This is a genomic window from Pseudarthrobacter sp. NPDC092419, from assembly GCF_044755045.1.
In the GTDB taxonomy this organism is placed as follows: domain Bacteria; phylum Actinomycetota; class Actinomycetes; order Actinomycetales; family Micrococcaceae; genus Arthrobacter.
Genome location: NZ_JBIVQF010000012.1, coordinates 1 through 12,631, shown reverse-complemented (window position 1 = coordinate 12,631; position 12,631 = coordinate 1). Strand labels below are relative to the sequence as shown.

Annotated in this window: 12 protein-coding genes and 1 rRNA gene; all 13 read right to left on the bottom strand. The window is 67.8% G+C overall.

Annotation, left to right across the window (positions count from 1 at the left end; genetic code table 11):
- Positions 1-93: 93 nt before the first annotated feature.
- The gene (locus ACIQC0_RS15750) at positions 94-975 is read right to left on the bottom strand and encodes a hypothetical protein (RefSeq protein WP_400536344.1); all 882 of its coding nucleotides are present in this window, start codon (positions 973-975) and stop codon (positions 94-96) included.
- A gap of 2 nt (positions 976-977) precedes the next feature.
- Positions 978-1,367 (bottom strand): RNA polymerase sigma factor, encoded by a 390-nt coding sequence (locus tag ACIQC0_RS15745; protein WP_400536342.1) that lies wholly within the window; start codon positions 1,365-1,367, stop codon positions 978-980.
- Positions 1,368-1,456: 89 nt separating this feature from the next.
- Positions 1,457-1,939: an 8-oxo-dGTP diphosphatase gene (locus ACIQC0_RS15740; RefSeq protein WP_400536340.1), complete on the bottom strand. Its 483-nt coding sequence runs from the start codon at positions 1,937-1,939 to the stop codon at positions 1,457-1,459.
- The gene (gene xerD / locus ACIQC0_RS15735; protein ID WP_377216992.1) at positions 1,936-2,925 is read right to left on the bottom strand and encodes a site-specific tyrosine recombinase XerD; all 990 of its coding nucleotides are present in this window, start codon (positions 2,923-2,925) and stop codon (positions 1,936-1,938) included. The genes ACIQC0_RS15740 and xerD overlap by 4 nt, the downstream gene beginning before the upstream one ends.
- Positions 2,925-3,587 carry an NUDIX domain-containing protein gene (locus tag ACIQC0_RS15730; RefSeq protein ID WP_400536338.1) on the bottom strand — a complete coding sequence of 221 codons (663 nt, stop codon included), beginning with the start codon at positions 3,585-3,587 and terminating at the stop codon, positions 2,925-2,927. The genes xerD and ACIQC0_RS15730 overlap by 1 nt, the downstream gene beginning before the upstream one ends.
- Positions 3,588-3,612: 25 nt before the next feature.
- Complete coding sequence (locus tag ACIQC0_RS15725) at positions 3,613-5,373, bottom strand: CTP synthase (RefSeq protein ID WP_377216990.1); 1,761 nt, start codon at positions 5,371-5,373, stop codon at positions 3,613-3,615.
- 134 nt (positions 5,374-5,507) lie between these two features.
- Entirely contained in the window at positions 5,508-7,247 is a 1,740-nt protein-coding gene (gene recN, locus ACIQC0_RS15720; RefSeq protein WP_400536335.1) for a DNA repair protein RecN, read from the bottom strand.
- 4 nt (positions 7,248-7,251) lie between these two features.
- Positions 7,252-8,268, bottom strand: a complete 1,017-nt coding sequence (locus ACIQC0_RS15715) for an NAD kinase (RefSeq protein ID WP_377216988.1) — start codon at positions 8,266-8,268, stop codon at positions 7,252-7,254.
- A gap of 13 nt (positions 8,269-8,281) precedes the next feature.
- A complete protein-coding gene (locus ACIQC0_RS15710) occupies positions 8,282-9,097 on the bottom strand; it encodes a TlyA family RNA methyltransferase (protein ID WP_377216987.1) in 816 nt (271 codons plus the stop codon).
- Positions 9,097-9,378, bottom strand: coding sequence for a hypothetical protein (locus tag ACIQC0_RS15705; protein ID WP_377216986.1), 282 nt, complete (start codon positions 9,376-9,378; stop codon positions 9,097-9,099). Before ACIQC0_RS15705 ends, ACIQC0_RS15710 begins: the two co-directional genes overlap by 1 nt.
- A 9-nt stretch (positions 9,379-9,387) precedes the next feature.
- A complete protein-coding gene (locus tag ACIQC0_RS15700) occupies positions 9,388-10,377 on the bottom strand; it encodes an HAD-IIA family hydrolase (RefSeq protein ID WP_400536332.1) in 990 nt (329 codons plus the stop codon).
- A gap of 3 nt (positions 10,378-10,380) precedes the next feature.
- The gene (locus ACIQC0_RS15695; protein ID WP_400536330.1) at positions 10,381-12,195 is read right to left on the bottom strand and encodes a hypothetical protein; all 1,815 of its coding nucleotides are present in this window, start codon (positions 12,193-12,195) and stop codon (positions 10,381-10,383) included.
- A 346-nt stretch (positions 12,196-12,541) separates the two neighbouring features.
- Positions 12,542-12,631, bottom strand: a 5S ribosomal RNA gene (gene rrf, locus ACIQC0_RS15690); the annotation flags it as partial.

Here is a 12,631-nt window from a genome sequence, read left to right as displayed (position 1 = left end):
TTCGCCCACCCCCCCGGGGCCCCGGCGCGGGTGTTGGTGCTCCCCCGGGGGGGGGGGGGGGGGGGGGGGGGGGGCCCCCCCCGCCGCACTTGTCTACAGGTCCAGATCGAGGGATACCATCATGCGCTTGAGCCGGGCGTATTCACCGGTCGCCATGTAGGCCTTCGCTTCGGCAACCGAGGCGAACACCATACCCTCGCCCCCCAGATTCACCTGGAACTGCGAGGCGAAGGACAGCGTCCCAACCGGCGAGGACACCGTGTTGTAGTACATGCATGCCGCCGAAGCCTGCTGGTCCGGCTGGGAGAGGCCTACGGAGCCGTTCACCCCAAGGCCGCTTCCCGTTCCGTCCAGTACCCGATAGCTGAACTCCGGCGCTGCCGCGCCCTCGGCGGCACGGTAGGGAACGGTTACCGGCGCCGAATCAAGGGTGAGCAGGGGAACCGCTTCCGGCCCGCAGGCACCGCCGAGACCGCCCGGCTGCGCGTGAATCAGCGAGGCAACTTTCGCCCCCCGTTCATTCTGTACGTCGAGACGGACGGACGGCGCAGCGCCGTCCACGCTGTGCTCGATGACCGCCCAGCCGGGGGGCAGGTCGAAGGCGACGCCGGCGGACTGGTTCGAGTACCGTTCCCAGCCGGCCGGCGTGGGTGTCGGCGCGGCACTGGTACTGGCAATGGCGGAAGCAGACTGGGTTGCCACGGGCTCGCTGGCTGGTGCGGGGGCGGCAATGGGTTCAAGGCTGGTGGCGACCAGGATGCCAGCCGCCACGGCGGCGGCAGCCAGGGTCACGGCGGCGAGCACGCGGGCGCGGGCCCTTCTCCGCTCCGCGAGGGTGGGAATGTCCGCGGACAGCCGGTCGGCGAAAATATCGGGACGCGAAAGCATTGCGCTGAGGGCCTGTTCGGGATCCGGGGTGGCGGGGCCATGCCCCAGCGGGTCGGCTCCGGCGACGAGGTTCCTGATGGGGTCCATGGCTAGGCACCGACTTTCTGGTCGAAGTGGCCGCAAAGAGTCGGGACGAGTTTGCGGAATGCTTCCCTTGCCCGATGCAGCCTCACTTTTGCAGTCGATTGCGTGCATTTCAGGACCTGGGCGATCTCCGAGATGGTGAGCTCATCCCAGTAGGCCAACTGCAGGATGTCGCGATCCTTTTCACGCAGCGCCGCCATGGCATCTTCCACGACTGTGATGTCGCTGTCGCCCTCCCCTGCCGGGGAGGCGACAGGCGTGAGGCTGAGCCTTTCATGCAGCGCCCGGTGCCGGTCACGTGCCCGGTACGCGTTACCGATAAGGTTGCGGGTAACGGTCAGGAGCCAGGAAACTTCGGTGGGTCCCGCGCCGTCCAACTCGCGCTCGGAAAGCACGGTCCCCCTGACTTCGTGTGGCCCACCTGCATGTAAGCGTATAGTTTCCGGCCAGGCCCGGACGGTTACAGTTCCTGGGGCGGTCGTTTTCAGCGGGACGTGTAGTCCAGGACTTCCCGCACGCTTTCGTTGTCGTCGTCCATGACCACGGTCAGCCGGAGGACGGTTCCGTCCAGGGCCAGCGGGAGCCAGTGGGCCGCATCCTGCCACATACGCTCGACGGGCAGTGCGGCTGTTCCGAACCACTCGGGGAGGATTTCGGCGGTTTCGACCGGTTCGCCGGACCACCGCGCAGCGACGAACAGCCGAGTGCTCATATTCCACTCAGGCCGGGCCGGAAAATCGAAGACCACCAGTCCGGCGTCGCGGAGGTCTTCCTGCCGGACCAGCACCCCCGACTCCTCGTAGACCTCTCGGCAGGCGGCCTCCGCGTCCGTCTCGCCGGGCTCCACATGCCCTCCCAGGCCAACGATCTTGCCCCGCCCAAAACCCGTCTTCTTCAGACCGAGCAGGACTTCCCGGCCAGCGCGCCCGTCCCGGACCAGGAAGCAGAGGGTGACGGCGGCGCTCATCCGAGGGCCCGCGGGTGCGCAGCCGCGTAGACCTCACGGAGCGTATCCGCGGTAACCAGCGTGTACACCTGGGTGGTGGTGACGGATGCGTGGCCCAGCAGTTCCTGGACCACGCGGACATCGGCGCCGCCTTCCAGGAGATGAGTGGCGAATGAGTGCCGCAGGGTGTGGGGCGAAACGTCCCGGGTGATGTTGGCCTTCTCCGCGGCCGCCTTCAGGATGGTCCACGCGCTCTGCCGGCTGATCCGGCCGCCGCGGGCATTCAGGAAGAGCGCGGGAGTGCCTTTGCCCTTGGCGGCGAGCAGCGGCCGGCCCCGGACCAGGTACGCGTCAAGGGCCCGGGCCCCGTAGGAACCCAGCGGGACCAGCCGCTCCTTGGAGCCCTTGCCGAACAGGCGCACAATGGCGGGGCCAGCATCCGATGAATCCTTCTCCGGCAGGGAAATGTCGTCCACGTCCAGGCCCACCGCCTCGCTGATCCGGGCACCGGTGGAGTATAGGAATTCAAGCAGCGCGCGGTCCCTTAGGCCTGTGGCCGTGTCGGTTCCGGCCGCCTCCAGGATCCGGGTGACCTCATTGACGCTGATCGCCTTGGGCAGCCGTTTGCCGGCCATGGGCGGGTGCACTTCACTGGCGGGGTCCGCCGGGGTGTGCCCTTCGAGCGCCCAAAACTTATGCAGGCCGCGGACCGCGACCACCGTCCTGGCCGCGGACCGCACGCCCAGGACGGAGCCGCCGTCGGACCCGTCGGAAAGGGCCTGGACGTAGCCGGTGACATGCCGGCGGGTGATGTCCGCGGGTCGGGAGCAGCCTGCAGCGGCGAGGTAGCGGGCGTAGCGGGCCAGGTCGCGGCGGTAGGCCGCCAGCGTGTTCGCGGCGAGGCCGCGTTCGACGCCCATGTGCTGAAGGTAATCGGTGATGGCCCGCTCGATGGCGTTGGGTGGTGCCGCGGCGCGGACTTCTGCGGCTTCAGCCGAGGGGGCCATCAGCGCTGGCTGGGGTGTTCGGGCCAGGGGGCGTCCGCGGGGCGGAGCCCGGCGTAGCCGTCAGCACGGGCCGCGGCGGCCGCAAGAATTCCGACGACGGCACTCGGGTTGTGCAGGCGGCCCGCCAAGACGCCGGCGAGGGCATCGTCCAGGCTGATCCAGTGGAATTCGATCTCCGCTTCTTCATCCGTGCGATCGTGGCGCTCGTGGTGCGGAATCTCCGTCAGGTCGCGGGCCAGGTAGATCCGGATGGCCTCACTGGACGAGCCCGGCGAGTTGAAGAAGTCGACCAGGACGTTCCAGGTGCCTGCGGCGAGGTCCGCTTCCTCGGCGAGTTCCCGGGCCGCGCCGGTTACGAAATCCTCGCCCTCGACGTCCAGCAAGCCTGCCGGGATCTCCCACAGGTCCATTCCTACCGGGTGCCGGTACTGCTTCAGCAGCAGGATCTCCCCGTCCTGGTTCATGGGCAGGACAGCCACAGCGCCAGGGTGGTCGATGTAGTCGCGGGTCAGGGCGTGGCCGGAGTCCTGCAGCTGGAAGGTGTCGCTGACGACATCCCAGATCCGGCCGTCGTAAACCTTCTCGGTAGACAAAAGACGGCGCGTGCTCGGTGCATCCGAAACGTGGCCTCCAGCAGGATTGGTTTCAGGTGTACCGGGCATCGCGCCGTCCTTCTTCTGTTGTGCGTTACTTAGCCGCTACGCTACCCGATGCCTTGGCTCCGGATGCGCCGGCGGCCGCCGTGGCGGTGCCGTTCTGGTGGTCCAGGGCGGCCTTGACCAGGCCGGCGAAGAGCGGGTGCGGCCTGGTGGGCCGGGAGCTCAGTTCGGGGTGGGCCTGGGTGGCCACGTAGTACGGGTGGACGTCGGCGGGCAACTCAACGAACTCCACGAGCTTGCCGTCCGGCGACGTGCCGGAGAAGACCAGGCCCTGGGCGGCGATCTGGTCGCGGTACTTGTTGTTGACCTCATAGCGGTGGCGGTGGCGTTCGCTCACTGTGGTCTTGCCGTAGGTTTCGGCGATGACGGAGCCTTCATCCAGTTTGGCTTCGTAAAGGCCCAGGCGCATGGTGCCGCCCAGGTCTCCGCCGCCTTCGACGAATTCCAGCTGCTCTTCCATCGTGGCGATTACGGGGTACTTGGAGTCCGGCTCGAATTCGCTGGAGGAAGCACCTTCCAGGCCAACCACGTTGCGGGCGTATTCGATGACCATGCACTGCAGGCCAAGGCACAGGCCCAGGACCGGAAGCTTGGTTTCGCGGGCGAATTTGAGGGCGCCCAGCTTGCCTTCCAGGCCGCGGATGCCGAAGCCGCCGGGCACGCAGATGGCGTCCACGCCGTCCAGGGCCTTGATGGCGCCTTCGCGGGTCTCGCATTCGTCGGAGGGCACCCACCGGATCTTGACCTTGGCCTCGTTGGCAAAACCACCGGCGCGCAGCGCTTCGGTGACCGAAAGGTAGGCATCGGGCAGGTCGATGTACTTGCCCACCAGCGCGATTTCCACGTGGTGCTTGGGGTTGTGCACTGCTTCCAGCAGCCGGTCCCAGCTGGTCCAGTCCACGTCCTTGAACGGGAGGTCCAGGGCCCGCACGATGTAAGAATCCAGGCCCTGGGTGTGCAGGGTCTTGGGGATGTCGTAGATGCTGGGCGCGTCCGCGGCGTTGACCACGGCGTCGATGTCTACATCGCACATGCGGCCGATCTTTTCGCGCATGGCGTCGGGTACCTCACGGTCCGAACGGATGACGATGGCCTCGGGCTGGATGCCGATGGAGCGCAGCGCGGCCACGGAGTGCTGCGTGGGCTTGGTCTTCAGCTCCTGGGACGGGCCGATGTAGGGCACCAGTGAAACGTGGAGGAAGAACACGTTGGTCCGGCCGATGTCCTGGCGGACCTGGCGGGCGGACTCAAGAAACGGCTGGGACTCGATGTCGCCCACGGTGCCGCCGATTTCGGTGATGATGACGTCCGGGGCGTTCTTGCCCTCGGCGGGCAGGCGCATGCGGCGCTTGATCTCATCGGTAATGTGCGGAATGACCTGGACAGTGTCCCCGAGGTACTCGCCGCGGCGTTCCTTGGCGATCACGGTGGAGTACACCTGGCCGGTGGTCACGTTGGCCGAGCCTTCGAGGTTCTCGTCCAGGAAGCGTTCGTAGTGTCCGATGTCCAGGTCGGTCTCGGCGCCGTCGTCGGTGACGAAGACTTCGCCGTGCTGGAAGGGGTTCATCGTGCCGGGATCCACGTTGAGGTAGGGATCGAGCTTCTGCATAGTTACAGACAGGCCACGCGCCCGCAGGAGGTGGCCGAGGCTCGAAGCCGTCAGCCCCTTACCGAGCGAGGACGCCACACCACCGGTTACGAAGATGTGCTTGGTCGTCTTGGACGAGCCCGGGAACCGGGAATTTACACGGGAATTTGATCGCTGCACCACGGAATTCGAGCCTATCATCAAATGAGCCTTCCACGGACGGGGACACTGTTCCCCCAAACGTCCAAGTCTGCAGGCCCGGCGTGCGTTGGGCAAGGGCCGCCCGCCCGGCGGGCTCGCCGATCCGTATACCGGCGGACCCGCGTTCGGGCCGGTCAGGCGCGCTGTGGCAGGAGTTTTGCGTCGTCCAGCAGTTCCTGCGCGTGTGCCCGCGCCGACTCCGAGTCCTCCTGGCCGGCGAGCATGCGGGCCAGTTCCCGGACCCGTTCGGGCCCGTCGAGGAGGCGCACATCACTGGAGGTGAACCCGGTGGCAGTGCCGCCGTCGGCCCCCCGGACAGATGTCTTGGTGACGGTGATGTGCTGGTCCGCGAACGCCGCCACCTGGGGAAGGTGGGTGACCACCAGCACCTGCACGTGGCGCGCCAGCATGGCCAGTCTCCGGCCGATTTCGACGGCGGCCCGGCCGCCTACGCCCGCATCGACCTCATCGAAGACAAAAGTGGGCACAGGGTCCACGGCTGCCAGCACCACTTCGATGGCCAGCATCACGCGGGAAAGTTCACCGCCGGACGCCCCCTTGCCCAGCGGCCTGGCGGGGGCCCCGGCATGCGGCTGCAGCAGGAATCCGATGTCGTCCGCGCCATGCGGGCCCAGCTGGCCCGTCGGTTCGAGGTTGATCACGAGCGTGGCATCCGCCATGGCCAAGGCGGTCAGCTCGGCGCTGACCCGGGAGGAGAGGTCCTTCGCGGCTTTCGTCCGGATTTTGCTGATGGCCGCCGCCTGCTTTTTCAGCTCGGCTTCCGCCCGGACCACTTCCGCTTCCAGGGCCTCGATCCGGCTGGAATCATCCTGCAGTTCGTCGAACCGGGCACGGCTGGTCTCCGCCCATTCCAGCACTTCATCAATGCTCGGCGCGTATTTCCGGACCAGCTTGGCCAGCGCGGCACGGCGGTCCTCGATCTCGGCCAGCCGCTCCGGGCCTTCGGTGTCAAGTCCGGCCTGGTAGCTGGCCAGCTCGGTGGCGATGTCGTTGAGCAGGAAGCCCACCTCGGCGAGGCGTGTGGCAGCGGCACCGAGTTCGGCGTCGTGCTCCGCCACGTGCTCCAGGGTGCGCTTGGCAGCGTCGATGAGGGTGGTGGCGTCCTCCGCCTCGCCGAAATCCTCGGCGATGAGGGCCTGATGGGCGGTGCTCGCCGCGATCCGGAGCTCCTCCACGTTGGCCAGCTTCACGGCTTCGGCCTTCAGGAGTTCGTCCTCGCCGGGCTGCGGATCAACCTCGTCGATTTCGGCCAAGGCCGCCTGAAGGGACTCTGCCTCACGAAGGCGGTCCCGGGCTTCGCTGCGCAACGTGTCCAGTTCCGCCTGGTTTGCCTTCCAGGCGGCGTACAGCTCCTGGTAGGCAGCCAGGTGCCCGGCCAGCGCGTCCCCGGCGAACTTGTCCAGGGCACCCCGCTGGGCCACCGCCCCCTTGAGGCGGATCTGGTCCGACTGGCCGTGAACCACCACCAGCGATTCGCCCACCTCCGCCAGGGCGCCCACCGGCGCGGCGCGGCCGCCCAGGAAAGCCCGGCTGCGTCCGTCGGCACCGAGGCGACGGGCGAGGATCAGCTCCGCGGCGCCGTCGTACTCCTCCGCCTCGGCTCCCGCCTCCAGGGCGCGTACGACGGCGGGGTGGCCCGCCTCGAGCTTTACGACCGCCTCGGCACTGGCGCTCTTGGCTCCGCTGCGCACGGCGCCGGCGTCTGCACGGGCCCCGAGCAGGAGTCCGACGGCGGTAACCACCATGGTCTTGCCGGCACCCGTTTCGCCGGTTACCACGCTGAGCCCGGGTCCCAGCGGAAGGGTTGCGTCGGTGATGACGCCCAGGTCGCGGATTCTCAGTTCTTCAAGCATTGGTTCACTTCGCGGTTGACGGGTCGGTGTCTGCGTCCGGGTGGGTGGCCTGCAGCGGGGGCATGGGGCGCGGGGTCCGGACCACAGGGATGGGGCCGGTGGTAATGGCCTCGGCCTTAGGCACTGGCCCGCGCCAGCCGTGGATGGGGAGTTCGAATTTGCGCACCAGCCGGGCCGAGAAGGGCGTCTGGTGCGTGCGTGCCAGCCGTACGGGTGTGGCGGATTTGGTGACTTCCACCCGGGAGCCCGGCGGCAGGTCCACCGACCGGCGCCCGTCGCACCAGAGCACGCCCTGCGCATCGGTGCGGCCCAGGACTTCCACGGCCAGCTTTGACCGTGGTGAGACCACCAGGGGCTTGGCGAAAAGGGCATGCGCGCTTATCGGGACGATCACCAGGGCCTCGACCTCGGGCCACACCACCGGGCCGCCGGCGGAGAAGGCGTAGGCCGTGGAACCGGTCGGCGTGGCCAGTACGATGCCGTCCGAGCCGAAGGAGGTCAGCGGACGCTCGTCCACCTCGGTGACCACCTCGATCATCCGTTCCCGGTTGGCCTTCTCGATGGCTGCCTCGTTCAGCGCCCAGGTGTGCCAGATCTTTTGGCCGCGCACCCACACCTGGACGTCGATGGTCATTCGTTCTTCCACCGTGTACTCGCGGCTGGCGATCCATTCGACCGTCTGGGCAAGGTCAGCCCGCTCGCTTTCGGCCAGGAACCCCACGTGGCCAAGGTTCACGCCCAGGAGCGGGACGTCCACCTCGCGGACCAGTTCCGCTGCGCGCAGGATGGTGCCGTCACCTCCGAGCACCATGACCAGCTCCACGTCGGGAAGCCGGACGTGGTCATGCAGGATCTCCACCGGCTGCGCGAGGTGTCCAAAAAACCGCTCCATGTCCTGGAGCTCCGACTCCTGCATCACGGGCACGATTCCGGAGGCATGCAGGAGGGCACACGCCTCCCAGGCAGCCTTCAGCGATTCCTCGCGGCCGGTGTGGGCAAGGACCAATACACGCCTGCTCATTCGGTTCCGCTCTCTAGTGGTTCGGCCAGATTCGTCCAAGCAGAGCAGACACAGCTGCCTCCCGCTCTTCGATCTTAGGCAGGTCCCGGCTCATCCTGCGTCTTATCCACAGGAAGTATTCAACGTTTCCGTCCTGGCCGGGAAGCGGACTGGCCGCCAGTCCGCACAGGTCCAGTCCGGCATCGAACGCCGCCCCGGCCACCTTTTCAACGGCCAGCCGGCGCTCCCGCTCCGACGTCACTACGCCCGTACGGCCCAGCCGGTCCTTGCCGATTTCGAACTGGGGCTTGACCATCAGGACCAGGTCACCGCCGGGCAGGGTGCAGTCGGCCAGTGGCTGGACCACGAGCGTCAGCGAAATGAAGGAGAGGTCGGCCACGGTAAGTTCCGCCGGGCCCCCGATGTCCCCGGACGTCATGTAGCGGACGTTCAGGCCCTCGTGGACTTCCACGCGGGGATCTTCCCGCAGCCGGGCCACCAACTGGCCGTGTCCGACGTCGACCGCCACCACGTGCGCGGCGCCGCGCCTCAGGAGGACGTCGGTGAAACCTCCGGTGGACGCGCCGGCGTCGAGGCAGCGCTTGCCTTCGGCAGAGACCCCGGGGAAGGCGTCAAGGGCGCCGGCCAGTTTATGTCCTGCCCGGCTGGCGTACGTGTCCTGATCGTCGTGCTGAACGGAAAGGTCCCTGGCCTCATCAACCTGCAGGGAGGCCTTGGCCAGGATCTGTCCGGCCGAGCTGACCCTGCCTTCGGCGATCAGCGCTGCAGCGTGGGTCCGTGACCGGGCCAGGCCCCGGGCCACCAGTGCCTGGTCGAGCCGGAGCGGCATCAGGCGCCGCCGTCCGCGACGGTGCCGGCCGGGCCGGTTGAATCGGCTGGGTCGGCAGGGTCCGCGTTGAGGGCTGCCAGAAGGTCGTCGTGAAGCTCGTTATACGCTGCTTCCTGGTCCGCCACCGGCAGATGCGGCACTGCCTCCAGTCGCTTGATGGCTTCGGCCACCACCTGGTCTGTCACTCCTGCTCCGGCCGAAAGCCCGGCGCGCTCCGCTGCGGGCCACTCCCGGGACGGCTGGGCTGCTGCGGAATCTTCAGGTTCGGTCAGCTCAGTCATCCAACCAGTCTAATGATCAAGCCACGCCAGCTTGGGCGCGTGTGGCGCAGTGGCGTCCGGCGTCGCTGCCCACCAGGCAGCGCAGGCAGCGCGCCAGGCATTCAGGTCATCCTGCCGGCCGATGATGCCGACGGCGCCGTTGGCGACCCTGGCCGTTGCATCACCGCAGGAATAGGTGCCGTCCTCATGCGTCACCTCGGGGTACGGCCGGTACAGGTCAGGCAGGTTTTCGATGATGTAGGCCGGGCGTTCAGCCGCCCGGGCCGCGAGGATACTCTCACGGGTGTCGACGCCGGTCAGGACCGCTACGGTGGCAAAGCCCGCATTGTTACCGCCCAGGATGTCCGTGTCCAGCCTGTCCCCCACCACCAGCGGGCGTTCTGCCCCGAGGCGTTTAGCGGCAGCGTGGAACAGCGGGGCTTCCGGCTTACCGGCAACCCTGGGCTGCTGCCCCGTCGCGGCGGCGACCGCAGCCACCAGTGTTCCGTTGCCGGGGGCAATCCCGCGGGCCTGCGGGATGGACATGTCCGTGTTGGTGGCAACCCAGAGGGCACCGGCGGAGACCACATAGGCTGCCTCGGCCAGGTCCTTCCAACCGAGCTCAGGGTTGAAGCCCTGGACGACGGCCACCGGCTGTTCATCCTGGCTGTGGACCGGCAAAAGTCCCACCAGTTCTATTTCGCGCGCCAGCGCTGCGCTGCCGGTGATGAGGACGCGGGCGCCGGGCGCCAGCAGCGATGCCAGCAGCTCCGCAGCAGCCTGGGAGGAACTGACCACCTGCTGGTCCTCCGCCGGGGCGCCCAACTCACGCAGATGTGCCGCCACCTGCGCCGGAGAGCGCGAGGCGTTGTTGGTCACGTAGCCCAGGCCGATGCCCAGTCCTGACAGTTGCTGCAGGGACCCCACAGCACCCGCGATGGCGTGCGGGCCGGCGTAAACGACGCCGTCCAGGTCCGCGAGCAGGGCGTCGAAGCGGGCAATCAGGGGGACGTCCGCCATCTTTCAGTCCTCGTTGCGGTCAGCGTTGGAGGCGTCGTCCTGGTCTTCGTCCTCTTCCGCCGAATCCTGGTCCGACTCCGCGTCATCGGAGACGAAGAAGTCGGCTTCGGCGTCGTCGATGTTGTCGTCCTGGACGTCGGCCGGTGAAGCGGCACTGGAAGCTTCGGCAATTACCGAAGTGCCGGCGTCGTCCGTTGCTTCTGCGTCAGCGGGGGCCGCAGCCTGGGTGTCCGCCGTCTTGTTGGCACCTGCCAGCAGCCGGCGACGTTCCGCTTCCTCCCGTGCTTCCTCTTCCTCGTCCCAACCGAGGTCGATGATGTCGGGTTCCTCGTCGATGCCTTGGCCCAGCGCGTTTTCGGCGACGACGGCCTGCTTCTTCCACTTGTCGGCCTCAGTTTCGCGGCCCACAGCGGCGAGGGCGTCACCGTAGGCACGGAAGAGGCGGGGGCTGTAGGAGAAGGCCCGGTTGATGTCGAGCTGCGGTATTTCCAGCTCGGCGACCGCTGCGTCCAGCTGTCCCAGGTCGGTGCGGGCACCGGCTGCCACGATGGCGAGCTCGACCTTGCCGGGCGCGTCCAGGTCCTGGGCTTCCTCCGAGCGTGCCACGTCCAGCGCACGGTCGGGCCGGCCCAGGCCGCGTTCGCAGTCCGCCATCACCGGGAGGTGGACGTTGGAGCCGCTGATCCGCCGGTAGGTGCGGAACTCCCGCAACGCCTCACCGTAGTGCCCGGCAGCGTAGGCAGTGAGGCCCACGGCTTCGCGGACGGCTGCGAGCCTGCCGCCACGGCGGCTTGCGGCCAGTGCGTGCTGGAAGGCCAGTTCAGGCTCTTCATCGATCAGGCGGCCGGCCATCACCAGGTGGCGGGCAACCCATTCGGCACTCTTCGCCTCGAGTGTCTTGATCTGATGCTGCGTGGCGCGGTCCAGTTCCTTGCCGGTGACGTCCTCATCGATTTCCGGCGAACGCTCGCGGTCCGGCCGGTTGGCGCTGCGGAGGTCACGCACGTTGGGGACCCGTGCGGGGCGGTCCTCCTGGCGGCCGTAACCGCGGGGGCCCGAGTCACGGGTGTTGTCTCGGGAGTAGCGGTTGTCCCGGCCGTCACCGTCGCGTGCGGGGCCGCGGCTGAAACCACGGTCCGGGCCCCTGTCAGCTGAACGATCGGCGGAACGGTCGAAGTTGCGGGGTCCGCGGTCCTGCCGGTCGCCGAAAGGCTTCCGGTTCTCCCCTGCACCGAAGGTGCGGCGGTCGCCGTCTTCGCGGCGCGGACGGTCACCGAACGGCTTACGGTCGCGGTCACCGCCACTGAAGCTGCGGCGCTCACCCTCATCGCGGCGCGGCCGGTCACCAAACGGCTTACGGTCACGCTCGCCGCCGCCGCCAAAGCTGCGACGCTCACCCTCGTCCCGACGGGGCCGGTCACCAAACGGCTTACGGTCACGGTCACCCGCACCGAAGCTACGACGCTCCCCTTCATCGCGGCGCGGCCGGTCACCAAACGGCTTACGGTCACGGTCACCCGCACCGAAGCTACGACGCTCCCCTTCATCGCGGCGCGGCCGGTCACCGAACGGCTTACGGTCGCGGTCACCGCCGCCGCCAAAGCTACGACGCTCACCCTCATCCCGACGGGGCCGGTCACCAAACGGCTTACGGTCACGGTCACCGAAGGGCTTGCCGCCACGCTCGGGCCGGCCCGCGGAGTCGGATCCGTCGCGGGTGTTGCGTGCGCGGAAACCACGCGGCTCTCCGCCGGAGTTGTTGTTGTCGCGGAAGGGCCCGCGGTCATTCCTGCGGTTGCCGCCGTTGTGCTCAGCCATGTGGATTCCTCCTGTTGAGAGCCGACTACTGGCGCAACTGCAGCCGCTCGTATCCGTGTTTCGTTTTCCTACGCAACCCGAAATCAAGCGCTTCGAAGTCCGTACATCTCCATCAATTCTAGGGGAGCACGCCCTCGGCGGCTTACGAACCGAACGCCAGGGACCGCATCGTGGCCATCTTCACATGGCTGGGACTGCCCTGAAGGGCAACAGATGTGCGGGAGGGTTGCCCGGCTGGGTGCGGGATGTGCGGGAGGGTTGTTTGATTCGTTGCGGGATGTGAGAGAGGGTGTGGGTTTAAATGTGGGAGGCCCCAACCGTGTGGTTGGGGCCTCGACCAATGTGTGTCCGGCGGTGACCTACTCTCCCACACCCTCCCGGGTGCAGTACCATCGGCGCTGTGGGTCTTAGCTTCCGGGTTCGGAATGGGACCGGG

What these genes read in the sequence shown, in the direction of transcription:
- ACIQC0_RS15725 (WP_377216990.1), bottom strand. Translation starts at nt 5,373, where the DNA reads ATGATAGGCTCGAATTCCGTGGTGCAGCGATCAAATTCCCGTGTAAAT.
- ACIQC0_RS15730 (WP_400536338.1), bottom strand. Translation starts at nt 3,587, where the DNA reads ATGCCCGGTACACCTGAAACCAATCCTGCTGGAGGCCACGTTTCGGAT.
- ACIQC0_RS15700 (WP_400536332.1), bottom strand. Translation starts at nt 10,377, where the DNA reads ATGGCGGACGTCCCCCTGATTGCCCGCTTCGACGCCCTGCTCGCGGAC.
- recN (WP_400536335.1), bottom strand. Translation starts at nt 7,247, where the DNA reads ATGCTTGAAGAACTGAGAATCCGCGACCTGGGCGTCATCACCGACGCA.
- ACIQC0_RS15695 (WP_400536330.1), bottom strand. Translation starts at nt 12,195, where the DNA reads ATGGCTGAGCACAACGGCGGCAACCGCAGGAATGACCGCGGGCCCTTC.
- ACIQC0_RS15750 (WP_400536344.1), bottom strand. Translation starts at nt 975, where the DNA reads ATGGACCCCATCAGGAACCTCGTCGCCGGAGCCGACCCGCTGGGGCAT.
- ACIQC0_RS15715 (WP_377216988.1), bottom strand. Translation starts at nt 8,268, where the DNA reads ATGAGCAGGCGTGTATTGGTCCTTGCCCACACCGGCCGCGAGGAATCG.
- ACIQC0_RS15740 (WP_400536340.1), bottom strand. Translation starts at nt 1,939, where the DNA reads ATGAGCGCCGCCGTCACCCTCTGCTTCCTGGTCCGGGACGGGCGCGCT.
- xerD (WP_377216992.1), bottom strand. Translation starts at nt 2,925, where the DNA reads ATGGCCCCCTCGGCTGAAGCCGCAGAAGTCCGCGCCGCGGCACCACCC.
- ACIQC0_RS15705 (WP_377216986.1), bottom strand. Translation starts at nt 9,378, where the DNA reads ATGACTGAGCTGACCGAACCTGAAGATTCCGCAGCAGCCCAGCCGTCC.
- ACIQC0_RS15710 (WP_377216987.1), bottom strand. Translation starts at nt 9,097, where the DNA reads ATGCCGCTCCGGCTCGACCAGGCACTGGTGGCCCGGGGCCTGGCCCGG.